Origin of the sequence: Rodentibacter mrazii, assembly GCF_001998825.1 — a bacterium.
Classification (GTDB): domain Bacteria; phylum Pseudomonadota; class Gammaproteobacteria; order Enterobacterales; family Pasteurellaceae; genus Rodentibacter; species Rodentibacter mrazii.
In genome coordinates, this window is the sequence record NZ_MLHG01000044.1 from 13,931 (window position 1) to 37,295 (window position 23,365).

31 protein-coding genes are annotated in these 23,365 nt (G+C 40.6%); all 31 read left to right on the top strand.

Annotated features, from left to right (window positions below; translation table 11 throughout):
- The first annotated feature begins 34 nt into the window (after positions 1-34).
- The 31 genes from BKK47_RS07295 to BKK47_RS07445 all read left to right on the top strand — a co-directional run bounded on the left by BKK47_RS07295 (position 35) and on the right by BKK47_RS07445 (position 23,358).
- Positions 35-1,264: an STY4528 family pathogenicity island replication protein gene (locus BKK47_RS07295; RefSeq protein WP_077494249.1), complete on the top strand. Its 1,230-nt coding sequence runs from the start codon at positions 35-37 to the stop codon at positions 1,262-1,264.
- Positions 1,265-1,522: 258 nt separating this feature from the next.
- Positions 1,523-2,275, top strand: coding sequence for a PFL_4669 family integrating conjugative element protein (locus tag BKK47_RS07305; RefSeq protein ID WP_077494208.1), 753 nt, complete (start codon positions 1,523-1,525; stop codon positions 2,273-2,275).
- A 13-nt stretch (positions 2,276-2,288) separates the two neighbouring features.
- Positions 2,289-2,765 (top strand): DUF3158 family protein, encoded by a 477-nt coding sequence (locus BKK47_RS07310; protein ID WP_077494250.1) that lies wholly within the window; start codon positions 2,289-2,291, stop codon positions 2,763-2,765.
- 148 nt (positions 2,766-2,913) lie between these two features.
- Entirely contained in the window at positions 2,914-3,711 is a 798-nt protein-coding gene (locus BKK47_RS07315; protein WP_077494209.1) for a hypothetical protein, read from the top strand.
- Positions 3,712-3,729: 18 nt separating this feature from the next.
- A complete protein-coding gene (locus BKK47_RS07320; RefSeq protein ID WP_244149120.1) occupies positions 3,730-3,924 on the top strand; it encodes a hypothetical protein in 195 nt (64 codons plus the stop codon).
- Positions 3,925-3,956: 32 nt separating this feature from the next.
- A complete protein-coding gene (locus BKK47_RS07325; protein ID WP_077494211.1) occupies positions 3,957-4,163 on the top strand; it encodes a hypothetical protein in 207 nt (68 codons plus the stop codon).
- Between the two features lie 348 nt (positions 4,164-4,511).
- Positions 4,512-4,703 (top strand): hypothetical protein, encoded by a 192-nt coding sequence (locus BKK47_RS07330; protein WP_077494212.1) that lies wholly within the window; start codon positions 4,512-4,514, stop codon positions 4,701-4,703.
- Positions 4,704-4,725: 22 nt separating this feature from the next.
- Positions 4,726-5,169, top strand: a complete 444-nt coding sequence (locus BKK47_RS07335) for a single-stranded DNA-binding protein (protein ID WP_077494213.1) — start codon at positions 4,726-4,728, stop codon at positions 5,167-5,169.
- Between the two features lie 30 nt (positions 5,170-5,199).
- Positions 5,200-5,712 (top strand): hypothetical protein, encoded by a 513-nt coding sequence (locus BKK47_RS07340; protein WP_077494214.1) that lies wholly within the window; start codon positions 5,200-5,202, stop codon positions 5,710-5,712.
- Positions 5,713-5,954: 242 nt separating this feature from the next.
- Complete coding sequence (locus BKK47_RS07345; RefSeq protein WP_077494215.1) at positions 5,955-7,994, top strand: DNA topoisomerase III; 2,040 nt, start codon at positions 5,955-5,957, stop codon at positions 7,992-7,994.
- An 868-nt stretch (positions 7,995-8,862) separates the two neighbouring features.
- Positions 8,863-9,018, top strand: coding sequence for a hypothetical protein (locus BKK47_RS12455; RefSeq protein ID WP_158074755.1), 156 nt, complete (start codon positions 8,863-8,865; stop codon positions 9,016-9,018).
- Positions 9,019-9,120: 102 nt separating this feature from the next.
- Positions 9,121-9,564 (top strand): STY4534 family ICE replication protein, encoded by a 444-nt coding sequence (locus tag BKK47_RS07350; protein WP_077494216.1) that lies wholly within the window; start codon positions 9,121-9,123, stop codon positions 9,562-9,564.
- 167 nt (positions 9,565-9,731) lie between these two features.
- Positions 9,732-10,379 carry a DUF3560 domain-containing protein gene (locus BKK47_RS07355; protein WP_077494217.1) on the top strand — a complete coding sequence of 216 codons (648 nt, stop codon included), beginning with the start codon at positions 9,732-9,734 and terminating at the stop codon, positions 10,377-10,379.
- A gap of 110 nt (positions 10,380-10,489) precedes the next feature.
- Positions 10,490-10,915, top strand: coding sequence for a hypothetical protein (locus tag BKK47_RS07360; protein ID WP_077494218.1), 426 nt, complete (start codon positions 10,490-10,492; stop codon positions 10,913-10,915).
- A gap of 99 nt (positions 10,916-11,014) precedes the next feature.
- On the top strand, positions 11,015-11,605 hold the full coding sequence (locus BKK47_RS07365; protein ID WP_077494219.1) for a hypothetical protein: 591 nt from the start codon (positions 11,015-11,017) through the stop codon (positions 11,603-11,605).
- Positions 11,606-11,705: 100 nt separating this feature from the next.
- Complete coding sequence (locus BKK47_RS07370; protein ID WP_244149121.1) at positions 11,706-12,434, top strand: TraX family protein; 729 nt, start codon at positions 11,706-11,708, stop codon at positions 12,432-12,434.
- A gap of 97 nt (positions 12,435-12,531) precedes the next feature.
- The gene (gene pilL2 / locus BKK47_RS07375; RefSeq protein ID WP_077494220.1) at positions 12,532-13,155 is read left to right on the top strand and encodes a PFGI-1 class ICE element type IV pilus protein PilL2; all 624 of its coding nucleotides are present in this window, start codon (positions 12,532-12,534) and stop codon (positions 13,153-13,155) included.
- A gap of 4 nt (positions 13,156-13,159) precedes the next feature.
- Entirely contained in the window at positions 13,160-13,903 is a 744-nt protein-coding gene (locus BKK47_RS07380; RefSeq protein WP_077494221.1) for a TIGR03759 family integrating conjugative element protein, read from the top strand.
- The gene (locus tag BKK47_RS07385; RefSeq protein ID WP_077494222.1) at positions 13,882-14,634 is read left to right on the top strand and encodes a transglycosylase SLT domain-containing protein; all 753 of its coding nucleotides are present in this window, start codon (positions 13,882-13,884) and stop codon (positions 14,632-14,634) included. Before BKK47_RS07380 ends, BKK47_RS07385 begins: the two co-directional genes overlap by 22 nt.
- Positions 14,635-14,649: 15 nt before the next feature.
- A complete protein-coding gene (locus BKK47_RS07390) occupies positions 14,650-15,159 on the top strand; it encodes an integrating conjugative element protein (protein ID WP_077494251.1) in 510 nt (169 codons plus the stop codon).
- Entirely contained in the window at positions 15,156-17,417 is a 2,262-nt protein-coding gene (gene traD, locus BKK47_RS07395; RefSeq protein WP_077494223.1) for a type IV conjugative transfer system coupling protein TraD, read from the top strand. Before BKK47_RS07390 ends, traD begins: the two co-directional genes overlap by 4 nt.
- On the top strand, positions 17,386-17,736 hold the full coding sequence (locus BKK47_RS07400; protein ID WP_244149122.1) for a hypothetical protein: 351 nt from the start codon (positions 17,386-17,388) through the stop codon (positions 17,734-17,736). The genes traD and BKK47_RS07400 overlap by 32 nt, the downstream gene beginning before the upstream one ends.
- On the top strand, positions 17,736-18,434 hold the full coding sequence (locus BKK47_RS07405) for a TIGR03747 family integrating conjugative element membrane protein (protein ID WP_077494224.1): 699 nt from the start codon (positions 17,736-17,738) through the stop codon (positions 18,432-18,434). The genes BKK47_RS07400 and BKK47_RS07405 overlap by 1 nt, the downstream gene beginning before the upstream one ends.
- A 163-nt stretch (positions 18,435-18,597) precedes the next feature.
- A complete protein-coding gene (locus BKK47_RS07410) occupies positions 18,598-18,918 on the top strand; it encodes an integrative conjugative element protein, RAQPRD family (protein WP_077494225.1) in 321 nt (106 codons plus the stop codon).
- A 3-nt stretch (positions 18,919-18,921) separates the two neighbouring features.
- Entirely contained in the window at positions 18,922-19,170 is a 249-nt protein-coding gene (locus BKK47_RS07415; protein ID WP_077494226.1) for a DUF3262 family protein, read from the top strand.
- Between the two features lie 17 nt (positions 19,171-19,187).
- Positions 19,188-19,589 carry a DUF2976 domain-containing protein gene (locus BKK47_RS07420; RefSeq protein WP_077494227.1) on the top strand — a complete coding sequence of 134 codons (402 nt, stop codon included), beginning with the start codon at positions 19,188-19,190 and terminating at the stop codon, positions 19,587-19,589.
- A 15-nt stretch (positions 19,590-19,604) separates the two neighbouring features.
- On the top strand, positions 19,605-19,994 hold the full coding sequence (locus BKK47_RS07425; protein WP_077494228.1) for a TIGR03750 family conjugal transfer protein: 390 nt from the start codon (positions 19,605-19,607) through the stop codon (positions 19,992-19,994).
- Between the two features lie 22 nt (positions 19,995-20,016).
- Positions 20,017-20,658 (top strand): PFL_4703 family integrating conjugative element protein, encoded by a 642-nt coding sequence (locus BKK47_RS07430; RefSeq protein ID WP_077494253.1) that lies wholly within the window; start codon positions 20,017-20,019, stop codon positions 20,656-20,658.
- Positions 20,658-21,524 (top strand): TIGR03749 family integrating conjugative element protein, encoded by an 867-nt coding sequence (locus BKK47_RS07435; protein WP_077494229.1) that lies wholly within the window; start codon positions 20,658-20,660, stop codon positions 21,522-21,524. The genes BKK47_RS07430 and BKK47_RS07435 overlap by 1 nt, the downstream gene beginning before the upstream one ends.
- A 10-nt stretch (positions 21,525-21,534) precedes the next feature.
- Complete coding sequence (locus BKK47_RS07440; protein WP_077494230.1) at positions 21,535-22,938, top strand: TIGR03752 family integrating conjugative element protein; 1,404 nt, start codon at positions 21,535-21,537, stop codon at positions 22,936-22,938.
- Positions 22,939-22,947: 9 nt separating this feature from the next.
- Positions 22,948-23,358, top strand: a complete 411-nt coding sequence (locus BKK47_RS07445; protein WP_077494231.1) for a TIGR03751 family conjugal transfer lipoprotein — start codon at positions 22,948-22,950, stop codon at positions 23,356-23,358.
- Positions 23,359-23,365: the final 7 nt, after the last annotated feature.

Genomic DNA, 23,365 nt, shown 5'->3' on the forward strand with positions numbered 1-23,365 from the left:
TAAAAAATGAAACATTCTCAAAGAGAATTAAATGATGGATACAAAATTACAAGAGCATGGGTTGCTTTTCTTTGGTAATCAGCATGAAACCGTCCCAACCCGTTTGCTATTCGACACTTATTTAACGTCAAGAGCAAAATTGGCGTGGCAGCTTATCAAGTATAAAGCAAGAGAATTTCAGTCAGGTCTCTTCCCTTCCTACGAGGTACTTGCAAAATTATTGTCGGATAAACCCTACGACAATGCGGCATTATCGCGCAAATTAGTGAGTCAGACCTTATTACTTTTACGTTTAACACGTTGGCTCACCCTTTGTGAAACCGTTCGCAATGAGCAAGGGCAGATACTTGGAAATGTTTATATTCTCCATGATGAGCCGATGCCCATTATTGACACCATTCAATTAAACCATGATTACATTGCTTTGCTCGAAAGTGCGGTCAATCATCGTGATAATTTTGTTCGTGGGGTGGCTAATCATATTGTTGAAAATCTCCTCTCTGACAATACTCAGTGGCATTATATTTCGCACATTGATTGGATGCGTGCCCGTCTTCAAGATTATCAACAGCGCCCCCAAATGGATAATGAGGATGTGCCGGCATACCATCAAAATTTAAACCGCATTCAAGAAAACCTACTGAGTTCCAATAGGGAACTGGGCGAAAAAGTTGGGGAACTCAGTAAAAATGGCCCGAGTTCCAAAAGGGAACTCAGCCAAATTAAGCCAAGTTCCAATCGGGAACTCAGTCATCAAAATGATGATAAGTCATTGATTTCAGGCTTGGTTCCAAAAGGGAACTCGGGTTTATCACCGTACAGTACAGGTACTGGTATTTATATAAATACGTACTGTACCGGAAATGTTTCTGAAATAGATTGGCCGGCGACTATCCGTTTTTCGCCATTGGAAAAAACAGCAATAAGCCAAACTATGCGTGGGCTTGATTTAGGGCTTTGCAAAGCCATTATGTTTGAGCTTGAGCAACGCACGATAAAAGGTGAAGTCAAAAAACCGCAAGGTTATGTGATGACCCTTATTCAACGTGCGCATCGCAGTGAATTTAAACCCTACCTCTATGAACAACATTTGACGGAACAATCTTCTTTGCTGAAAAAAGGATTATTGACACACAAGGATATGAGAATGCTCAATAATACGGAAAACACGGATTCAATGAAATCACGAAAAGTTCAATCGCTAGAAGAGCGACAAGCCCGCTCTGAACGGATTCGCCGGTTTAAAGCTGCAATATGTAGCTAAACAAAGTACAAGATTTAATCAGTTTAGAAGGGTTCTTCAAAGTACAAAATTTAACCAGTGAAGCGGGGCGCTTCAAAGTACAAATTTTAACCAGTGAAGCGGGGCGATTCAAAGTACAAATTTTAACCAGTGAAGAAGGGTTCTTCAAAGTACAAAATTTAACCAGTGAGCTAGGGTTGCTCAAAGTACAAAATTTAACCACTGTCCAGGGGCTGGACAAAGTACAAAATTTAATCAATCATAAAAAGGTGACATCACATGACAACAACATATAACCAACAACTTGGACCGTTACGTAGCGAAATTACCTTTACGCTACACACGCAATACGCTACTCGTCTTTGGAATGGGCGTGATTTAGTCAAAAATGATGCCGGTGAAGTCGTGACTTCATCTATTCTGAGTATTCCCAATGCCCTTTCTTTGCTCAGTCAAATTCAACAAGCGGCTGAACAAGACGATCCTTATGCCGATGATTATTTACTCCGTTTTGAACAAAAAGTATTGGCTTTCCGTAACGAAATACAGGAAATCACTTGGCGTATGGTGCAACTTTACAGTGAAAAGATCCCTGAAAATTTTCATATTGAACGCTGTGCCAATATCGCACCGATCCAATATCCGATCTTTGTGAATACACAATTAGGCTATCAATTGTTGTACCTTTTGGCTGATTTTGATTCACTCGCCCGTACTGTGATGACCGCCTCACATATTGCCTTGATTACCAAAGATGATGCCTATGATTGGCTAGAGTCCGGCGCGAAATTAATACGTCGTGCCTTTGGGGTGCTTGAAAATTATCGAAACTCAGGGATCACCCGCCAAGATGCCACTGAAAATAATGCTCGCTATCAGGCGGCAGTTAAACGTATGAAATACACGTTAACACCGGATGTCCTTTCCGGGACGACACGTGCAACTTTTGCTCCGGTTATTAGAAAGCCCTCCGTTGTGCCGGATGAGGATAACCCGGTAGAAGTTCAAATTACACCAAGCCAAACGGAATAATATGGGAGTGCTTATGGGTAACGTGCTTATACCGACAGATATGTATAAACAATTAGGGCGTACCACTCCGCTTAATGATTCATTGAAGCAGATCTTTAGTGAATTGGAATCTGTGCAGCAATATGAATTTTTAGCAGAATCACTTGCTTCAGTGCGGGATGTTTTAATGTTGCAGCAAAACGAAATGCTCCAAAATATTCGTCAAAGTGATCTTGGTGTATTACCCATTCACATGATTCGGGATAAGGCGTCATCATCCGGCGGAACATTTCTTCGCTGGCGCAGTTTTCGATCATCTCAAACCGGGGACTCTGTATTGACACCGATTTTAGAGAATACCTGCTTGCCCTTGGAATTACGTCAAAAACTTGTCTCAGCGGAAAAAGAGCGCATTTTAATTAATCTGCAGATTTCTGTTTTAAATTTTATGATGAGACAGGTATCAAGTGCAGTTGAAAAAGTAAAAGATATAGAAAATACGCTGTCATGATCGCATTTGCTATCGTTGGATCTTCTAGTTTGTAATCGACTGATTGACCTAGTTTGTAATCGGCTCACTAAAAGGCCTTTTAAAGGTAAGGGGACAAGCCCCTTACTTTAACGAAAAAAGGAGCCTTTCCTTTAGATTGGAATAAGTTATGAAATTTGATATTGATTCTTTATTAAATAGTCCGGTTTATGAAGAAATGAGAACACCACTTTTCTTGCGTGTGATTAAAAATCCGCCTCCTTGGGCATTTGATATTATTCAACCTTGGGAAGATCCTTATCGCTCTCTTATGGGAGCATTTGTTCGTCGTCATTATTGGACGTCTCAAGGCTCAATTAATGTATTTCAAGTGATAGGAACAGCCCATCAACAATACCAGAATCGTCCCTGGATGGATTTATTAACATCCGGTAAGCGAATGGATATCAACCTTCCACTGCAAGATAAGAAGCCGGAATATTATCGGGAAACAAAGAATAAATCACCGTCAATGTATTTTAATACCTTTGATGGAATGAATTATTACATTGGTCAAGACGGCAATCATCGAACTTGCATTGCAAAATTTATGTTTTATGAAACAGGTGAGACCCAGTTACATGGTGTCACTATCAATCATTATGATATTGATGAGATGTTTTACCAAATGTATTGTGAACTGAATGATAAAATTAAACGCTTTGGTTTACCGGTTATTCTGACAGCTGAGTCAAAGTTAATAAAACGAGAAGATACAGCTGGTTGGATGATTGATTATTTTCAACCTTATTTGATTTGGAAGGAATATGATGAAGAAAGTCATCATGAATTACTCGAGGAACTAAATTTTGAACAAGCCAAAGAAAAGCTCATTGAAGTCACATCCCGGTTGTCACTAAAAAAACAAACAAAAGATGTGCAAAAATCGTTATTACAGCGGTTTAAGTCTTATTTATTCAAGGGGTAATTTATGATTAATATAAAAATGACATTTACAGTCGAAATTGGTGGTGAAACCGTTGTTCAGCATCAAATTGAAGAACAGGCAGAAAAACGCTCTTACTTCTCTCAAGAGCGTAAATTAACGAAAGAAATTGTAAATAGGATGAATGAGTTTCATTCTGAAAGATGGCTCGACGCAAGACCTTGGGGTAATTTTAAAACGGATAAAAATCTGTAAGTGTTGTTGGTTACAAACGTGGAGGAGAGGCAATGCAAAAAATTGAAATGCAATTTAAGGTTTTAGTTGATGGTAAAGAGATCATTTCACAATTGACATCTAAAGAAAAAGATACCTCAAAAGCAAATGTAATTTCTATCAATAAAAGGGAGATTGAATTTGCGATTGAGGTAATTAATAAAATGAAAGCATTTTACACTTACGATGATGTGTATGATTCTTTAAACTTGACAGAATAATGCGTTGAGTACATTTCTTGAATGTCCGAGGCATATTCGAATAACATAGCAAGACGCTTGTTTTTCATATTCTCGTAATTGATATTATTCAAGGTATCAACATCTACAGGAGATATTAGTCGAGAAGCTAGCTCTAGTGCTTCTTTTAAAGTTAATTCTTCTTTACCTGTTGTCATATTGAATCTCCCATTTTTGTTGTGATGGATAAAAACGGAGACATCAATATACCACATAGCTAAATAAGCGACTCAAAATTCTCTTATTTATCAAGTGAATTTCCTCTTAAGTATTCTTCATAATATATGCACAATCTCCATCAGTTCATTAATTACACAAGGGAACAATATTATGGGAAAAGTGAATATCCATTTTAGTATCAGTATTGATGGAAAGTCGGTGGTTGACTCGTCAGTAGAGTACGAAAAAGTTAAATCTCCTTTCAATGAGAACGATGAGAAAAGATTAGCGATTGATGTGCTTAACCAATTAAATCAGCTTGAAACTCGAAATCATATCTATGCGGAAAACTGGGAAGAATAATATTTAAAAATAAGGAGTTATTATGGCTGGAGTAAACAAAGTCATTATTGTGGGACACCTTGGAAATGATCCCGAAATTCGTACGATGCCAAATGGAGAGGCCGTTGCCAATATTAGTGTCGCAACCAGTGAAAGTTGGACGGATAAAAATACCGGTGAACGTCGTGAATTAACAGAATGGCACCGTATTGTTTTCTATCGTCGTCAAGCCGAGATCTGTGGCGAATATTTAAAGAAGGGCTCACAAGTTTATGTAGAAGGTCGCTTACGTACACGCAAATGGCAAGACCAAAATGGTCAAGATCGCTACACAACCGAAATTCAGGGTGATGTGATGCAGATGTTAGGTTCTCGTCCGCAAAATTCAAATTCAGCAGCAGGTCAACATCAACCTTCTCAACAACAGGCTCGTCAACCACAGCCAGAGCCTCCAATGGGTGGCTTTGATGATGATATTCCTTTTTGAATTACGTCATAATAATTGAGGTAAAACCCAGTGAAAAAAATAATTTTCGTTTTATCTGTGGCTGCAACATTAAGTGTAAGTGGTTGCGCGGAGCTAAATTCATTGAATGATGCGGTAGGTAATGTAGCCGGTCAACTCAGTAGTGTACTAGGCGGAGGAAATAGTGCTAGCGGGGGATATTCTCGTGGTTCACGTGCTTACCGCTATAATGTTGAGGACTCAATTGTTTCATCAAAAAATATTGATACTCTCTATGTTAAAGTTAAACGAAACTTTAAATTCTCTACGCGTGATGAAGCATTAAGCGGATTATCCGGCTTTGAACGCCAACGCCATGCAGAATTGCTTGATGAGGAAGGTCATACGCATGAAGTGACACCGGGCGTTTATTACCACTTAATTAATAGTTATACCGGTGGTCGAAAACTTGATGTCACATTATCAAAAGAAAGTGGGAAAGTTAGAATTTCTTGGGTTGCTTCCTCAAATGAAGCTGACTTTGGCCAGTTTATTAAACAAGAAATGCTTAAAACGGTTCGGTAACAGAATAACAAAAGTATGGTGTAGGTAATAATTACCTCATTCTCCTTTGCCCCAACAATGTTGGGGCTTTTTTTATATTTCTAAATTTTAGCGACATGAGAAAGGAGAGTTATCAAAATTTGCCTCAAGTTGAAATGGGGGCGTTTTATCATTATTTACTCTCAATTTAAAAAGAGTTCTGAATTGTGGTTTATTTTATTGCATTGAAAATATCTCTCAATAGTCAAATTGAGGAATGTTTTATGAAACTATTTCTTTGTGAAAAGCCTTCTCAAGGTAATGATATTGCTAAAGTATTAGGGGCAACAAAGCGCAGTGAGGGTTGTTTATCAACACCGGATGGTCAATTGATTGTGACCTGGGGAATTGGGCATTTGGTTGAGCAGTTTAATCCGGAACAATACGATCCCGCTTTTAAAAAATGGGCATTTGAAACCTTACCCATTATTCCGTCACAATGGGGGCTTTCACCTAAAAAAGAAACGAAAAAACAGTACAATGTTGTGATGAAACTTATCAAGCAAGCACAATTGGTTGTGATTGCGACCGATATTGATAGAGAGGGTGAGACGATTGCCCGAGAGCTGCTTGATTTAGGGAAATTTCGTGGTCAAATAAAACGCCTTTGGTTGTCTGCATTAGATGATGCCAGTATTCGTAAAGCATTAGGGGCATTAAAGAATAACGAAGACACCTTACCGCTTTATTACGCGGGACTTGCTCGTAGCCGTGCAGATTGGCTTATCGGAATGAATTTTTCTCGCCTTTTTACACTACTCGCCCAACAAAAAGGTTACCAAGGTAAACCATTAAGTGTGGGGCGTGTACAAAGTCCTACATTGAGCTTAGTCGTTAATCGTGACCGTGAAATTAAAAATTTCATTCCAAAGCAGCACTTTACATTACAAGTCATTCTTTCTGAGGGTACGCAACCTTTTGCTACACAATATGTTATCCCTGAACAATATTGTGATGCGGATGGGCTTTGTTTATCTGCTCAAGTGATACAAGCTGCTAATCAACAAATTTGTCAGATCGGTCAAGCCAAAGTCGAGTCAGTTGAGACAAAACGGGAAAAACAAAGTGCACCACTTTTATTTGCACTAAGCGATTTACAATCTGAAGCAAATCGTCTTTATGGATTGGGAGCGCAACAAGTGCTTGATATTGCTCAATCACTTTATGAAACCCATAAAGCAACTACCTATCCGCGTACTGATTGTGGTTATTTGCCCGAATCACAGTTAGCGGAGGCTCCGAGGGTAATTCAGTGTCTCATTCAATCTGACAGCCGATTGCAGCCTCTTGCATCAAAACTTAATCTCAATCAGAAATCTCGAGCCTGGAACGACAAAAAAATTACCGCTCACCACGGCATTATTCCGACTATGGTAAAAGCGGACATTAGTAAAATGTCGGAAGATGAGTTTAGGCTCTACGATTTGATTCGCCGTCGTTATTTAGCTCAGTTCCTACCGGTTAGTGAAACCGATAAAACCCAAATTGTGTTGAAGTGCGGTCAACATGTGTTGGCTGCACGGGGGAATGTGTTGATTGCGCCCGGCTGGAAAATCTTATTTGGCAAAACGCTTGATGAAGAAGATGAATCTAAACAAGCGCTCCCGACATTAACGCAAGGACAAACTTGCCGGGTTGTTGATACGGAAATGAAAACCCAACAAACCACCCCGCCAAACCATTTCACTGAAGGGACATTACTCACCGCAATGAAAAATGCGGCTAGATTTGTTACGGATGAGAGATTAAAACAACGGTTACGTGAAACGGAAGGGCTTGGTACGGAGGCAACGCGGGCCGGAACAATTCAGGGGTTAATTGATAAGGGGTTTCTGAAAAAGAAAGGAAAGTCGCTCTTAGCAACGGAAGAAGCGATAACCTTAATTGATAATTTACCACAGACATTGAAAGATCCGGGGTTAACCGCACTTTGGGAGCAAGCCCTGAATCAGATTGCAGAAAGAAGCCTTTCACTTGATGTATTTATGCAAAAACAGGAAATTTTTGTGCGGCATTTAATGGATGATTGTATTAAAAAGGGAATTTCAATGGGAAATATTGAAATTCGTAAATGCCCTAAATGTGGTTCACCAATGGCAAAACGGAAAGGAAAAAATGGCGATTTTTGGGGATGTTCAGCCTACCCAAACTGCCAACATATTGAAAATATTGGTGCTAAAAAAGCGTCTAGGAAAGGGAAAAAAGCACCAAATAAAAGCGTAAACGAGCAAATATCTGAGCTACGGAATTTATTGAGCGAGTGAAAATAGTCAGTCTAAGTAAATAATGTTATACTAAAGCCTTCGTAAGACCGTTTGTGAATTGTCGGTGATCAATTCACACCTAGCCAAAATGATTCCAGCACGCTGAAAGGAATTTCCTGCATTGATTAACGCACTTTGCGGGGTGTGCCACCTAATTATCAGAGTGATGCGGGAGTAACGCCCTTATTTATTCACTCTCGACTATTCAACCTGTCAGTCATTGCGGATTTTTAAAGTGTATTGATAAGTATATTTTAGAAATTCGCAATGACTTGCTACTTTCTCTTTACCGGAGCCCACCGGTGAAACAATGGGTGCCCTTTGTGTCAGGATTGATGCCACAGGTATAACCGATTAATGGCCACAAGGTAATCGGATAAGGCGAGAGATAAAAATCCGTATATGGTAACGAACGTATCAGTATTTTTATGAATCAAATTAGTTTGGCCTACTTAATTTTTATTTAGTTAATCTATAGTCAAAAACATAAGGTCACTCAGATTTCTGGGTGACCTTTTCTTTTGCTTAAAATATCTCCAAGTACAATTTTTAGTTTTTGCTACGATTTGAATTTAATTTGGATTTTAATAAGCTCAATTTCTTTAAGACGCTGTGTAAACAGCCCTTAAAAAGTTGCACGATTCTTGAAAAGCAACGCCTTACCTTTGAGTAAGTAGAATCATAGCCAAAATTTTTCCAGCACACTGAGAGGAAAATCTACGACTTATCGTAGGTGTGCCACCTCAGACCACCCTTAACCTAAAATAAGATCATTTATTCTAGGCTAATCAATTTAACCCTTGGCGGGAAACATTTTCCCGTGTTAGGTAAGAGTGTTTCTCCGCTTTTTTTACTTTGGAGAAACAATATGAAACTTATTTCATTACACCGTAAATTTATTTCTTTTGTGGAAAAAATTGCAGAAGAAGAACGTTCCATGGAAGTATTGCCTTATGTTCTAGTATTTTTAATGATTGTAACAATTATTGCAGCTTTTAAACTACTACTAATACTTGGGCATTAATCCATCGTCTTATTTAATTTAACCCTAGCGGGAAACATTTTTCCCGTGGTGGGCAAGGATGTTTCTCCGCTTTTTTACATTTTTACAATTAGGAGAAACATTATGTCTACTCAAAACAATCAACAAGCAAAATATTTCAATCTTCATACTTCCGGTATTGGTTATCTTAGCGATATTCGCGAGATCAAACCGACAAAAGGGAAAAAAGGAGATTCATATTGGGCTTGTCGTATTGCTGCATTAGTTGGCCCTGCGGACTCAGCGGAATATCGTGTTTTTGATATGAATATTTCCGGGGAAGAAACCGTTCAGTTGATTAAACGCTGTCAAGAAGCTGTTGAGGCGAAGAAAAAAGTCTTGGTTTCATTTGTGATGGGGGATTTGCGATATGACACATTCACCTATTCCAAAGACAGTGAGTATCACAAAAAAGGGGATACGGGCATTTCACTGAAAGGACGACTCTTCCGAATCAACTTTATTAAAGTTGATGGAGAGTTGAAATATCAACTGGAAAAACGTCAAAGTGCAGAACAAGACAATTAATCCCATAAACGACGAAGACCAACAATAATGTTGTTGGTCTTTCTTTTACTTTTTAACATGTGCTCAAATTTGACCGCACTTTTACCTTTCTTTTACAACCCTAAAGGGAAATATGTTCCCTTTGGGCAGCGTATTTCCCTTCTTTTTTTACATCGAGGAGAAATACGATGACAACTAATACTTATGCTAAGTTTGCCCCAAACGTCTTTGTTGCAAAATGCCCGGAACCCCATAAAAAGGGCGATATTATCGTTCTTACCAGCAGACATGGTAAAGAAGTTGAAGTAGAAGTTCACAATTTGGTTAAACAAAGTGCGGATCACTACTTTTATTCTTTTACCCGCTGCGATGGGATGGATAGCCAAAAACGTGCAGAGCAAAGAGCGCAACGCTATCAAGATGCTGCGCATAATGCGATGAAACGTAGCCATCAGTATTTTGAGGCAGCCCAGGAAGGACGGGAATTTTTGAGTATGGGAGAACCGATAAAAGTTGGTCACCATAGTGAAACGCGTCATCGGGCACTGCTTGATCGTAATCATCGACGGATGGAAAAATCCGTTGAGGAAATGAAAAAAGCGGAAAGTTACGATGACAAAATCGCATATTGGGAAAATCGGGCAGGAAAAATTGATTTATCTATGCCGGAAAGTCTTGAATTCTTCCAGTTTGAATTGGCAAAAGCCAAAGAAAAACATCAGGAATTGAAAGACAATCCCGAAAAACGTGCGCATCCTTTTTCGCTCACCTATGCTAAAAAAGCCGTGAATGAGCTTGAGAAAAAAGTAAAATTAGCGGAAGTACTTTGGGCATAAACTTTATACTCAAGTGCGGTCAATTTTGACTGCACTTTTGCCCAGTCCATAGGGGAAAACCGCCTCTATGGAGGGTTTTCCCTTTGATTTATCATTTAGGGGAAAACACGATGAATACTTTACCTTATAGCCGTACGAATAGCACCAAATTTGGCATGCTTCCGCTGAATTTTATTCCGTCGTTTTATATGAACGCAATCAGTCCCGCCTTAACCGGTTGGGAAAATGTGCTTTATCAATACGATTGCAGTGTGGAAGATGAGGAAATTTGGGCATTAGTACGAGGCAGTGAAGCAATACCGCACTTTGGTAACCTTTATCAAAGCCTCGTTTTAAATCGTTTGGCGTCACTCTTTTTCGAGCTGACCGGGCTGGACGAAGACGATGTAAACATATTCATTTTTATCAATGGTTTTGACACGCATTTTTGTATTAACGGTATGGCCGTTAATGATGAAAGTATGTTTCAAGATACGGTAAAAATGTTTAAAAAATTACAACGTCATAAACAACGAATGCAGAAAAAAATGCATTAATACGTTTTACACCTTGCACCCATTGAGGGATAACATCCTTTAATGGTGATGTTATCCCCTTTACATTTTTACTTAAAAATTAAGTTTAGGAGAAACATCATGTGTCAGAAAAATTATGTTTTAGAACTAGGTAAAATCATTATTTCCCGTCGGATATCAGCGGAGTTAACGGCAGATGAGATTAGTCAAGTCACCACGTCTCACCGGGATGGTTATATCAAGTTAAAGAATGGTGAATGGCGTCAAATATCTTATGATCCTAATGTGAAATTTGTCGTGAACTACTACGCCTATCCATTCGGTGAGCATGACGTCGTAGTGATAACCGATTTGGACTCAGAAACTTATCGGACGGAAGTTTGTTTTTCCGATGAAACTCATGATCGAACAAAAGGTTATTTTGACTGGATGCTACACCAATCAAGAAAGAGCCCTTTTACGCTTGGTAACGTCGTGTGTACAGCTGAAGTCAAGAAATCATTGGGTATGCAACATATCCATAGATTAATTGAAAAGCAGCTCAGCTACGATTGGGGAATGGTTGGCCTCGGTGATTGGACGTTAAATGACCGTGCCGTAGAAAACGGTGGACGGGTATTAAGTCATCATTATATTGGTGACGAATACGTTTATGTGCTCACCGAAGCTGACCGAAGTTCTACAACCATTATGCTCGAATACGAGTATTGATTTTAATTTATAAACTATTAAGCCTATCTACTTTTTGTGGGTAGGCTTTTTCATTTTAATGTATGATGAACGCTAAACCTTTTTCATTGAAATTACGCCTATGCCTTATTTAACATCCTCTCAAACTGAATGGTTGAAGTGGCTCGCTTTGATTACAATGGTGATTGATCATGTCGGTATCGTTTTTCAACAGATTGATCCTATTTTTTTAGTATTCAGAGGCATTGGCCGTTTTTCATATTTAGCATTTGGTTTTATCATTGCATTAAATTTGTCACGAGATAATGTCAACTTATCCGCCTATCTTCAGTGGATGTTTATTACAGCCTTACTTTCGGAATTCTGTTTCAAAGCGTTTCAGCCAAACTATGATCGTTTAAATGTTTTGTTCCAGTTTTTTGCAGTTGTTGGTGTGATTTGGGTGTATCAACACCGCTATACCTTCCATTATTTGCTTCAGGGGATGCTTTATGCGATTTTCTTATTCATTTCATATCATGCAGATTATTCGCTATGTGGGCTTCTTTACTGCGTCACTTGCTACTTCTTTTTTCAACTAAAACCCGGTCGGTATAAGTCTTTGACGATGATAGGGTGTGTCTTAATGGGATTTTTCGTGAATCATCGTATGCTTGAGGATTTATGGGGAACTGTATTATGGTCTTTCATTGTACTTAGCATTACATTTACCTTATTTTATCTTTTTTACCCTCAAGGTATCCGGCGCAGCGCTATTAAGATAAGAAGGATGAAAAAGATCGTCTTTTATGCGTTTTACCCGCTTCATTTACTCATTATTATGACGATAAAACATTTTTTTATCGGCTAATTTTTCTATCTTTACTTCAAGAAGAATAAATTATTCAAATTCAGTTGAGAGTTATCCATATTAAGGCAGTATTTAAAACCTTAATTGGAGCCTCATTATGAAAAAAATACTACTAGCCACGCTGACATTATCCGCACTTTCCGGTTGTGTAAATAAACCAATCACCGATGAACAACTCGCATTAGAAAACCCAAGTATTCAACCTGCTCAACCTCAATTCGTTCAACCGGAAGAGCGCATTGTCCGTCCGGATATTTACACTGACTATCAGCCGGAACGTACAGAAGTCTTACGTGAGGGGCGCTATACTTTAATTAATTTTTCACCGGAAGAAGGACAAAAATACCTTCTTGACCAAAGTGTCTCCGTCAATATGCTTGGAAAGAAAAAACAAGCGCTAACGGCAACCGTGGAGCAAGGTTTACGTACAACATTAAAAGATACCGGTTTGTCACTTTGCCAAAGTTTCAATCAAAACGAATCCACCCTTTCTACACTTTATTCCCGTTCCTTGCCAAAAGTCCATTATCAATTCGGTCCGATGGCACTACGTGATGCTTTACAAATGTTAGCGGGTCCGGCTTACGACATCACCATCAATGATGTTACGCGTACCGTTTGTTTTAAATTACGTCCAGTCGTACCAGAACGGATAAATGAAAAACCAAAGGTAGAGACGACAACGACGACAACCACAACAACAGAAATTATTGAGGAATAATTAAATGGTTAGTTTTAAGAAGCTCTCTGCAGTTGCGGTGATGTTAAGTTTGTTTTCGCCTATTGTGTTAGCTGATACAGCTTCAACGGCGAATAGGCTTTCAATACAGGCACTCAATCAACAGAATCTCCTCACGGAAAAATTAAACCAACAGGCGCTTCAAACAAAAGCGCAAGAATGGGATTTAACAGAACGGGAATGGCAACGTTATGAAGAACTCAACAAAGGTGCCCGTGGTGTATGGTCGCCGGGACTTGATCCTTTAACAACGCTCGGCGTGGAATCTCGTAGCGAACAGGAAAGAGAGCATTACGCCCGGCTATTAGCGAAGAAACTCCATGACCGAATGCAGCGTGAATTAGAATTTCAGCGCACTTATGATCGCGTATTTAAAGAGATGTACCCGGATGAGCTCCCTTTTAAAGTCGAACCTCACATTTCTGAACGGGTCGGTCGGGTGATTTATTTTACGCGTTTAGATAATTGTGAACGATGTGATAGAAATGCCGACCGCATACTTTCTCATGTGAATGATAAAACGCCCATTGATATTTATTTTGTGGGGGTAAAAACCAATGAGGAAATTTATGCCTGGGCTAAAAAACATCACATCGATCCAAATAAGGTTAATAAAAAACTCATCACCTTAAATCATGATAATGGTGCCTGGTTACAGTATGCCGGCGGCAAAATGCCCTCGGCATTTCAGATTCAAAAGGATGGGCAATGGGAAAGCATCGTTTATTAAATCTTGTATTGGGCGTGAGCGGTTTGGGATTGGCAACGTATGCTTCCGCTTTTAGTGGGTTCGGTGCGGAGGTAGATGGCTATATCCAGGAAGCCTCGGTCCGTTATCAGGTGAGCGAATCAATGCTCCGAGGTTTAGTAAAAATTGAAGATGGTTGGTATGGCAAAATTTCACCAACCGGTGCGACAGGTGTCGGGCAATTTACCCGAAAAACCTGGAATTGGCTTGCGACAACTGATGAAGGGCGGGCATTAGGCATGCAGCCCATTACAACAAGGTTCGACCCACGGAAGAATAAACGCTTAAATACATTGGCTACCGCTCTTTTAGCACGGTGGCATATCGGACAGTTTTACGAACGTGGTATTAAGCTCACTGACGAACATTTATATCTTGCCCATAATATCGGTATTGAGGGGTTGCATCGCGCATTACAAGGAAAGGCAACCGCTGAAGATATTCGCAATATGAAACGTAATGGAATGAAACCCGGAATGTCCGTGAGAGGTTTCTTGGTGTATCAAAGTCAGCGGTTTAATCAAAATAAACAAATCGCTAATTTTCAACGTGCTTCTTCTCGTACCAATACGCCGATTTATCGGATTGAAAATAAACCATTACCGGCTAATTTACATTGGGTTTCGCCAACGGAGACAGCCATGAGATGGGTCGAGCCATCTTCAAATCAAGCCAATCAACAAGTGATACGTTGGCAAAATCCAACGAATTAATACGGAATAATAATGATGCAATATAAATCTCTTTTTCTTGTTCTTGCCGGAATAGGTGGGGTCATGTCATCAAGTCATGCTGAGTTAAACGTTATTGCGGATTTGGGTGGTGAAAGTGCGGTACGTTTTTATGAGGCGTTACAACCGGATGAAACAATGGTTCAAGCCTATCCAAATAGCGTGCCGGCCACCTTGTCTGAAAGCGATATTTTACCGATTGTTTCACATCGTATGACGCCGGGAAAAGTGCAACCTGTTCAAATGAATTTACCGGGTATGCTGCCGATTTTTCTCGTAGGCACTGATAATTTATCTCAAAATTGGTTACGGGATAATTATCACTACCTTCGTAAAATAGGGGCGATGGGATTGGTGGTGAGTGTTAAAACAAAAGAAGAATTGGCGGACTTAAGACAATTAGTGCCTGAACTCACCTTAATGCCGACACCGGGGGATGATTTGGCCTCAAGGCTAAACCTTGCGCATTACCCGGCATTATTAACGGCAAAGGGGCTATCACAATGAGCCAGAAACACGTTCTTGAAGGGCTACTTCGTCCGCCGGTTGAGTTTTTTCCGGCTGCCGTTCATAGTACCTGTGCATTAGTCTGTTGTGCCGCACCTTGGTCATTGGCTCTCAATCCGTTGATTGGTTATGGCATCGGGGCAGGATTTGCCGGACTTGGGGTAATACGTTTTCGTCAGGGAATGGAAATCCTCCGTTATCACCGAAATCTACGTCGGTTACCGCATTATGCGTTGACCAGTCGTCAAATTCCGGTAAGTAAAAAAGGATTATTCTTAGGACGTGGGTTTGAATGGGAACCGAAACATACCCAACGACTCTATGACTGCTTTTCCGCAAACGGACAAATCTATTGGAAAAGCGGGAAGTGGTTTAAAGCAGCCCGTGACTATGAGAAAATTCATGATAACTGGCTGTCTAAATTAACCTCAAAAGATTCACCGTTTAACCCGGTACGCCCGCTGCCGCCTGTCGGGGGGATTCCTGTGATGCACGGGGTAGAGCCGAATGAACGGGATATTATGCTCCCTTTAGGAGATCGGGGCGGCCATACCCTTGTTTTTGGCACGACCGGGGTAGGTAAAACCCGTTTTGCGGAAGTGTTGGTTACGCAGGATATTCATCGAGGTGCAACACCGGAAGAGCGTGAAGTTGTGGTATTTTTTGACCCGAAAGGCGATCCGGATATGTTAAAACGGATGTATGCTGAAGCAAAACGTGCAGGACGTGAGAATGAGTTTTATGTTTTCCACTTAGGTCATCCTGAAATTTCTGCACGTTATAACCCGGTTGGGCGTTTTGGCCGTATCTCTGAGGTCGCCGGTCGTATTTCCGGTCAATTAAGTGGGGCGGGCAATAGTGCCGCATTTAAAGAGTTCGCTTGGCGTTTTGTCAATATCGTCTCTCGTGCCTTGGTTGAAATGGGAAAACGTCCGGATTATGTGCAAATTTCCCGTTTTGTACAAAATATTGACTCACTTTTCCTCGATTATGCCAAAGTACATTTTGACGCAAAAGATAAAAAAATCTGGCCAAGTTTGGCGACAATTGCCGCCAATCTTGATGTGCGTAACCTGCCTTTTTCAATGAAAGACAGACCGCTTATTGCAGTAATCAACCAATATATTTTAGAAAACAAAATATTTGATCCAATCCTTGAAGGGCTTTCTAGTGCAGTACGTTATGATAAAACCTATTTTGATAAAATCGTCGCCTCACTTTTACCGCTCCTTGAAAAACTGACAACGGGAAAAACAGCGGAATTGCTTTCCCCGGATTATACGGATATTCATGATGAACGCCCAATTTTTGATTGGGAATCAATTATTCGTAAACGCGGTATCGTGTATGTCGGTTTAGATGCGTTATCGGATGCCACAGTTGCCGCAGCAGTGGGGAATTCAATGTTTGCTGATCTGGTTTCGATGGCCGGACATATCTATAAGTTCGGTGTTGATGAGGGGTTACCGGATGCCTTCAAAACCAAGGGTAAACCGCCTAAAATCAATTTACACTGTGATGAATTTAACGAGTTGATGGGGGATGAATTTATTCCACTTATCAATAAAGGTCGGGGTGCCGGTATGCAAGTGACCGCCTATACTCAAACCCTTTCGGATATTGAGGCGCGAATCGGGAGTAAGGCAAAGACCGGTCAAACGACCGGTAACTTTAATACTTTATTAATGTTCCGTGTGAAAGAACCTGCTACGGCGGAGTTTTTAACTCGCCAGCTCAATGATGTGACGATTTATCAGAGTATGGTGACCTCAAGTACCACGGATAACAGTAATCCGGACGATGATAAAGCCTTTACCTCAAATACCGGTGAGCGGATTTCTGAGAAAATGGTGCCAATGCTTTCACCTGCACACATTACCAATTTACCCAAAGGTCAGGCATTTGCGCTGTTAGAAGGGAGTACGCTTTATAAACTCAGAATGCCGCTACCTGCCGTAGATAAAGATGATGTGATGCCGGAATCTCTTCAGGAATTGACGGCGTATATGCGAAAAAACTACCATATTTCACCTAACTGGTGGCAATCTGCCTTTTCTGACTATACCCCAAGCCGTGATATTGCTGTGGCTTTTCAATCTATGTCGCTAAACCGGGCACCGGGACATGCCGGAGAAGAGTTACAATTTGGTGATGTCGATATGCCGGTTGCAGAGGAGATTGAGGAAGAGGATGATATAAGTCCACATGACGAAACGGAGGATGTAGATGATGGAGACAATGACGATGGAACAGATTAATCAACCTGATATGAATTGGTTAGATATGCCGGATATGGCGGTGAATTTTGATGTCACAACAAGTTGTTCTTGTGCACTGAAAAATGCAGATGAATTACTTCATTATTTTTTACCCTATCTTGAAGAGTGGAATCGTAATCGTTATTCCATCCATGAGTTTGCTAAAAAACACGCAGATAAAGGTATTTCACTTTGGACGGCAAATGAGGTGAAAAAAACAGAAAGTGGTTTTAGCGCGATCCAAGTCTTTTTAGAAGGGGACGTGAAAGGGTATCTTTTCTTTCACTGTCAATTATTACCATTAGGAACATTGCAGTAATGGCAGAAAAAGAACCAGGAAAAAAGAAAAAAGGACTCATTAACCGTATTCTTAATTACATTAATGTTGTCTTAGCTGCTTTGTTCGGCTCGCTCATACTCAGTATTATCTTTGAATGGTTAGGTATCACCTTTTTGTGGTCAGAACAAGGGCATTTGCATAGCCAGGAGATGATGCTTAAGGAGTTAGACTGGCTCTCTGATGGTTTAACTAGGGGGCTCTTCTATCATTCACCTCGCGAACTCGCTGAGCAAATTATTTTATCACTTCATGAATGGCTTTTTGTGAAAACCGGTGTGAAAGATTGGTTAGCCAATCCTCGTGAGCACAGTGGTGCGGAGTTGTGGGCTTATCATTATGGACGTGCCTATATTGAATCCATGATCTACGTTTTTATTACTTTCGTGATTCGTCTCATTGTCATTGTCTTTACCTCACCTTTATTCTTATTGGCGGCATTTGCCGGGTTTACGGAAGGCTTGATGTTGCGGGATCGTCGTAAATTTGGTGCAGGACGGGAATCCAGTTTTCTCTATCACCACGCCCGCCGGTTAATCGGACCTATCATGCTCTCTGCGTGGGTGTTATACCTTTCAATTCCTGTGTCAATTTATCCGAATATTATTTTAGTACCGGCCGCATTTTTATTTGGCTTATCCATTTGTGTGACAGCAGCGAGCTTTAAAAAATACCTCTAATCTTTTCCACTCTAAATCTACCCGGGCATTTATTTTTTTCAAGAATAAATGCCTCTTTTTATGGGTAAAAACTGTTTTGAATTCAAAAAGAGTTTCTCATTAAATTTCCCCTTCTTCTTTGGCACTCTTTGACGTGGAATTTGTTTCAAGTGAGGAGTTTTCCATGACTAAAAATATTTTCAGTTTACCGCTCTCATTGGGGCTTTTATTTTGTGCCGCAAGCGTTTATGCCACGGAACAAGAACAATTAGCTCAAGCGATTAAACAGTTGGATGCGGCCAAACTCTCATTACAGCGTGCGGCAGCGAGTGCTAAGGTGTCGGCAAAAAGTCGGGAATATTTTGATTATGTCGCGGCAAGACAAGATATTTCGACGGTGCAAGAAGGCATTAAACAATACATTAATCCCTCTCGTGCCATTCCACGCAACCCTAAAGCCGTTCGCAGTTTGAAAGAAGATTACCTTAATCTTCGGAGTCAATAGTGTATGAGTAACGCGAATTTTCCTTCTGTTTCTCCTTTGGCCAGTTTTGCAGCGGTAAGCGGTATTAATCCGGCGTCATTGAAAATTCTACTTGGCATTTTTTTAGCCTCATTATTGGTTCTTGCCTATATATGGTCAGTAAATCATGGTTATAAGGTGATTGAGACGAATGGTGATTTTTGGGGATACTTGAAATTAATTCTATGGGGCGCAGGGTTATTAATCTGCGTCATAACATTTTTTATTTACTAAACCTGTAAGGATATATCATGCATTTGATTAAACCCTATTTTCAGACTGTTTCGAGTCACTTTTCTGTATTAATGACCTTGCTTTTGTTATCGGTTAACAATGCCGTTGCAGCTGGAGGTGTCCATGGTATTGATACATCTAAAATTCCGGATTTTAAAATTCCGGGGGTCGATAGTAACACAAACGATCCTATGCAAATTCTCTTCATTGTTCTCAAATCTGGTATCGCACTCGTCGCAATTGTATTTATCGTATGGGGTGGGCTTAGTGTAGCAAGAGCATTGATTAGAACGTATAACCAAGCAACGGATGAAAATGATAAAAAAGGATGGGGACCATTTTTACTGGCTTTAATGATCGGTTTTGTCATGATTTTCTTCGATGTTTGGTTAGTGAAATGGGTTATTAGTTTATTTTAATGTTGAGGTCCTATGATGGTTGATAATGAAGATCAAACAATACCGTTTTTACCTACAAGACTCAATCGGGAGTCAACAGTATTCGGTGGTATGTCAATGAGCGAATTTACAATGGCTGCAATCTTTGGATTTATTGTCGGTGCCGGATTGGGACTTTTTTTTAGCCTTATGTTTGGTATCGGTGATTTTTGGCCCCTCATTCCTTCGTTAGCAATGTTTTTGTGTCTTTTATTTATTGTTATTGGTAAATCGTTATTTGCTCGTCTAAAAAGAGGAAAACCGGAGGCATATTTGAATCGATTAATTGAGGTGAAACTTGAGAGATTATTCGGTGGTAATCAATTTATTTTCCGTCAAGGAACTTGGTCTATTCGTCGGGTAAATAAACAAATTAAATGTAAATAAAAGAGGATTCATTATGGGTATTATGAGTCGATTAAAAGGGATCGTTCATCAAAAAAATCGCGAAATTATGACCGGACGAATTGCGATTGGGGCATTGGCGGTAATTTGCTTGGTACAGTGTGCCATCATTTTTACCGCCCCAAACCGATTGATGATATATAGCCCACCTAATGGCCAAGCCGGTAGCTTGCGCCCTTGGTGGGAAATTCCAAAACCGAATGTTTATGCCTTCGCCTATCAAACATTCCAGCAGTTAAATCGTTGGATGGAGAATGGGGAAGAAGAATATAAAGCAAATATTGAAAAAAATAAGGCATTCCTGACACCAAGCTGCCAAGAGTTTTTAAAAGAAGATTATTACGACCGTTTATCCAACGGGGAATTACGTGATCGTGCACGTGGGGTTTATGAGATTGTGGGGCGTGGATTTAAAGACAGTAGTGTCATTGTTCATAGTCCGGACAGTTGGACGGTGAATCTTGATTTGAGTGTGGATGAATACTTTAAAGATGAGCCGGTAAAACGGGTTTTAACTCGCTTTCCTATTAGCGTTGTGCGCATGGAAAGTGATTTGCAGAACAACCCTTGGGGATTGGGATTTAACTGTTACAGCTCAATTCCATTACGTTTAGAAGCAAAAGAATTTAAAGAGGGTAACCAATAATGAAAAAACTTACCTTATTATTCAGTGCAATGTTTGTATTCTCACCGATTGCCTCAGCCGATATTCTCATGAAGTGGGCGCGTAAACCACTGCCGATTGACTTACAAATCGAAAAAGAGCGCATTCTATTTGTGGATAAAAATGTGAGAGTAGGTTACTCGCCGGAGTTAGACAATAAACTCCGTATTCAATCAACCGGTGGTGCGGTTTACCTTAAAGCAACCGCAGATTTTCCTAAAACACGTTTACATTTAGTGGATGTCACCACAAATGAAATTATTTTGTTAGATGTGCAAGCGAAAGCCTCCGTTGCGAATGCAGATGAGCCAGTCCGTCTGGTCTATGAAAATAAGGTTGAAAATCAAGGGGGCACCTATAACCAAGATGCACAACCTAGCGATGAACCGATGCCAAATGCCCGTCCTGCATTACCGGCACCCGCAGCCTTAACTCGTTATGCTGCCCAAATGTTTTATGCACCATTACGAACTGTTGAGCCGTTAGAGGGCGCGCGTCAAGTGGCTCACCGTCTTCCTACGCCGATTAAAACCTTACTGCCGGCATTGCCTGTTCGCGCCACCCCTTTACTCAGTTGGCAACTTGATAATTATGTGGTGACGGCAATTCGCCTACAAAACCAAGGTCAGTCACGCATTGATTTAGATCCACGTGAGTTACAAGGTCGCTTTTATGCCGCGACATTTCAGCATCATTGGCTAGGGGGATACGGTTCCCCGGAGGATACCACAACCTTGTATTTAGTGACGGAGGGATACCCTAATCAATCTATCATTCCTCAGTCAAATGCGTATAAACCTAAAAAATTGAAAAAAGTTACGACAACAGTAACAACCACAATGAAATAAGGAGCTTAGTATGCAGATGAAAGCAAATAAGGCGTTCTACGTTATTGGGGGGATCACGTTCTTTGTTGTGATAGTTATGGCGGTTTTTCTTTTTTCCGGCGGAAGTTCAAATTCGGCAGAGACAAAAGAAAATGTACTTGATATTTCTCTTAATGATCTTTCACCGGAAGAGTTGCGTGCGATGGGGCTTGAAGGGGATACTTCAAAAGATACGGTGCGTACACTCATCGGTAAAGTGAAAGAAAATAATAGACGATTTGATGAAGTGATTTCACAAAATAATCGTTTAGCAAAAGAAAACGAACGTCTTAAAAATCAAACAAGCAACACGGACTATCAAATTCAGCAAGCGGTACAAGCTGAAACAGGTGCATTAATAGCCGAAATTAATTCATTAAAAAATCAAGTATTGCAAGCCGGCCAGCAAATGACCGGGAATATTCAAATACCGGCGGATAATGCGCCTTTACCGATTAATGGTGCTTCATCAAATTCAATAGCCGAAACACAAAGTGGAATGAGTTGGGTCAATCCAAGCGATATGCGAACTGTTGATGATAAAGGTAATCCGTTACCGATAGGATCCACCGGAGCCGGTATCGGTTTCCCAAAGACCTTCAATAACGATGTCAATGAGATTAAAAATGCGGCCAATCCGGGATTAAATACAAATACCGGGAATGCCTCACGATTAAGTACAGCCACGCCATTTTTTACGATTGCAGCCAATTCAACCCTAACAAATTCGATTGCGATGACTGCACTGGTTGGTCGTGTCCCGATTGATAACAACGTCACAGAGCCTTATCCGTTTAAGTTACTCATTGGTCGCGACAATTTAATCGCAAATGGGATTGAACTTCCGGATGTTGAGGGGGCGATTGTATCGGGTACGGCAAGCGGTGATTGGACGTTATCTTGTGTGCGGGGGGATGTAAAAAGTTTAACCTTTGTTTTCAGCGATGGGCGTATTGTTTCAACGAAAGCAAATAGTAGTAAAGAAAACGGTGATATCGGTTGGTTATCTGATCCACATGGTGTGCCTTGTATTCCCGGTGAGCGTAAAACCAACGCACCGGAATACCTCACGACGAATTTTTTACTCACCGGTGCGTCTGCCGCTGCACAAGGGCTTTCCTCCTCTCAATCGACCACGATTGTTGATGGCGGTGCCGTCATTGGTGCCGTAACCGGTGATAATGGGAAATATATTCTCGGACAGGCACTCGGCGGCGGATTAAAAGAAACGGCCGACTGGTTCCGTCAGCGTTATGGTCAAACCTTTGATGCTGTTTATGTTCCGCCCGGTCGTGAAGTGGCTGTTCATATTGATCAACAAATTGAAATTGATTATGACCGTGCCTCTCGAAAAGTGAAATACGGGCAGGTGTCAAAACAAGCTAACTTGGATTAAGGAGCAATAATGAAAGTATTAATGATGATGGGCATGATTTTAGCGGTAAGCGGTGTTTTAACGGGTTGTTCAACATCTCAACGTGATTTATTGCCGACCGGTGATGCCACAATGAAAGATATTTGGAATAAGGGGGGCGGAGATAACCGTAATATTAGTGCGTATCGCACATCGGATGGTCGCCTTATTGATGCGCCAAACTATGTTTCTTCGCGTGAACAGCAAACTTATACACGTACCGCAGAAAACGAGGTAAAAAATCTTTTTCCTCGTCTACCTAATCCGGATTTAGTCATGTATGTGTATCCGCACTTAACCGATTCTTCCGAACAAATGCCGGTACCGGGCTATTCTTCTGTTATTCCATTTTATGGGCGTGTTCAGTATGCACAACCCGGTGAACGGACAAGAATGTACTAGAAGAGGA

What these genes read in the sequence shown, in the direction of transcription:
- BKK47_RS07295 (WP_077494249.1), top strand. Translation starts at nt 35, where the DNA reads ATGGATACAAAATTACAAGAGCATGGGTTGCTTTTCTTTGGTAATCAG.
- BKK47_RS07305 (WP_077494208.1), top strand. Translation starts at nt 1,523, where the DNA reads ATGACAACAACATATAACCAACAACTTGGACCGTTACGTAGCGAAATT.
- BKK47_RS07310 (WP_077494250.1), top strand. Translation starts at nt 2,289, where the DNA reads ATGGGTAACGTGCTTATACCGACAGATATGTATAAACAATTAGGGCGT.
- BKK47_RS07315 (WP_077494209.1), top strand. Translation starts at nt 2,914, where the DNA reads ATGAAATTTGATATTGATTCTTTATTAAATAGTCCGGTTTATGAAGAA.
- BKK47_RS07320 (WP_244149120.1), top strand. Translation starts at nt 3,730, where the DNA reads ATGACATTTACAGTCGAAATTGGTGGTGAAACCGTTGTTCAGCATCAA.
- BKK47_RS07325 (WP_077494211.1), top strand. Translation starts at nt 3,957, where the DNA reads ATGCAAAAAATTGAAATGCAATTTAAGGTTTTAGTTGATGGTAAAGAG.
- BKK47_RS07330 (WP_077494212.1), top strand. Translation starts at nt 4,512, where the DNA reads ATGGGAAAAGTGAATATCCATTTTAGTATCAGTATTGATGGAAAGTCG.
- BKK47_RS07335 (WP_077494213.1), top strand. Translation starts at nt 4,726, where the DNA reads ATGGCTGGAGTAAACAAAGTCATTATTGTGGGACACCTTGGAAATGAT.
- BKK47_RS07345 (WP_077494215.1), top strand. Translation starts at nt 5,955, where the DNA reads ATGAAACTATTTCTTTGTGAAAAGCCTTCTCAAGGTAATGATATTGCT.
- BKK47_RS12455 (WP_158074755.1), top strand. Translation starts at nt 8,863, where the DNA reads ATGAAACTTATTTCATTACACCGTAAATTTATTTCTTTTGTGGAAAAA.
- BKK47_RS07350 (WP_077494216.1), top strand. Translation starts at nt 9,121, where the DNA reads ATGTCTACTCAAAACAATCAACAAGCAAAATATTTCAATCTTCATACT.
- BKK47_RS07355 (WP_077494217.1), top strand. Translation starts at nt 9,732, where the DNA reads ATGACAACTAATACTTATGCTAAGTTTGCCCCAAACGTCTTTGTTGCA.
- BKK47_RS07360 (WP_077494218.1), top strand. Translation starts at nt 10,490, where the DNA reads ATGAATACTTTACCTTATAGCCGTACGAATAGCACCAAATTTGGCATG.
- BKK47_RS07365 (WP_077494219.1), top strand. Translation starts at nt 11,015, where the DNA reads ATGTGTCAGAAAAATTATGTTTTAGAACTAGGTAAAATCATTATTTCC.
- BKK47_RS07370 (WP_244149121.1), top strand. Translation starts at nt 11,706, where the DNA reads ATGCCTTATTTAACATCCTCTCAAACTGAATGGTTGAAGTGGCTCGCT.
- pilL2 (WP_077494220.1), top strand. Translation starts at nt 12,532, where the DNA reads ATGAAAAAAATACTACTAGCCACGCTGACATTATCCGCACTTTCCGGT.
- BKK47_RS07380 (WP_077494221.1), top strand. Translation starts at nt 13,160, where the DNA reads ATGGTTAGTTTTAAGAAGCTCTCTGCAGTTGCGGTGATGTTAAGTTTG.
- BKK47_RS07385 (WP_077494222.1), top strand. Translation starts at nt 13,882, where the DNA reads ATGGGAAAGCATCGTTTATTAAATCTTGTATTGGGCGTGAGCGGTTTG.
- BKK47_RS07390 (WP_077494251.1), top strand. Translation starts at nt 14,650, where the DNA reads ATGCAATATAAATCTCTTTTTCTTGTTCTTGCCGGAATAGGTGGGGTC.
- traD (WP_077494223.1), top strand. Translation starts at nt 15,156, where the DNA reads ATGAGCCAGAAACACGTTCTTGAAGGGCTACTTCGTCCGCCGGTTGAG.
- BKK47_RS07400 (WP_244149122.1), top strand. Translation starts at nt 17,386, where the DNA reads ATGATGGAGACAATGACGATGGAACAGATTAATCAACCTGATATGAAT.
- BKK47_RS07405 (WP_077494224.1), top strand. Translation starts at nt 17,736, where the DNA reads ATGGCAGAAAAAGAACCAGGAAAAAAGAAAAAAGGACTCATTAACCGT.
- BKK47_RS07410 (WP_077494225.1), top strand. Translation starts at nt 18,598, where the DNA reads ATGACTAAAAATATTTTCAGTTTACCGCTCTCATTGGGGCTTTTATTT.
- BKK47_RS07415 (WP_077494226.1), top strand. Translation starts at nt 18,922, where the DNA reads ATGAGTAACGCGAATTTTCCTTCTGTTTCTCCTTTGGCCAGTTTTGCA.
- BKK47_RS07420 (WP_077494227.1), top strand. Translation starts at nt 19,188, where the DNA reads ATGCATTTGATTAAACCCTATTTTCAGACTGTTTCGAGTCACTTTTCT.
- BKK47_RS07425 (WP_077494228.1), top strand. Translation starts at nt 19,605, where the DNA reads ATGGTTGATAATGAAGATCAAACAATACCGTTTTTACCTACAAGACTC.
- BKK47_RS07430 (WP_077494253.1), top strand. Translation starts at nt 20,017, where the DNA reads ATGAGTCGATTAAAAGGGATCGTTCATCAAAAAAATCGCGAAATTATG.
- BKK47_RS07435 (WP_077494229.1), top strand. Translation starts at nt 20,658, where the DNA reads ATGAAAAAACTTACCTTATTATTCAGTGCAATGTTTGTATTCTCACCG.
- BKK47_RS07440 (WP_077494230.1), top strand. Translation starts at nt 21,535, where the DNA reads ATGCAGATGAAAGCAAATAAGGCGTTCTACGTTATTGGGGGGATCACG.
- BKK47_RS07445 (WP_077494231.1), top strand. Translation starts at nt 22,948, where the DNA reads ATGAAAGTATTAATGATGATGGGCATGATTTTAGCGGTAAGCGGTGTT.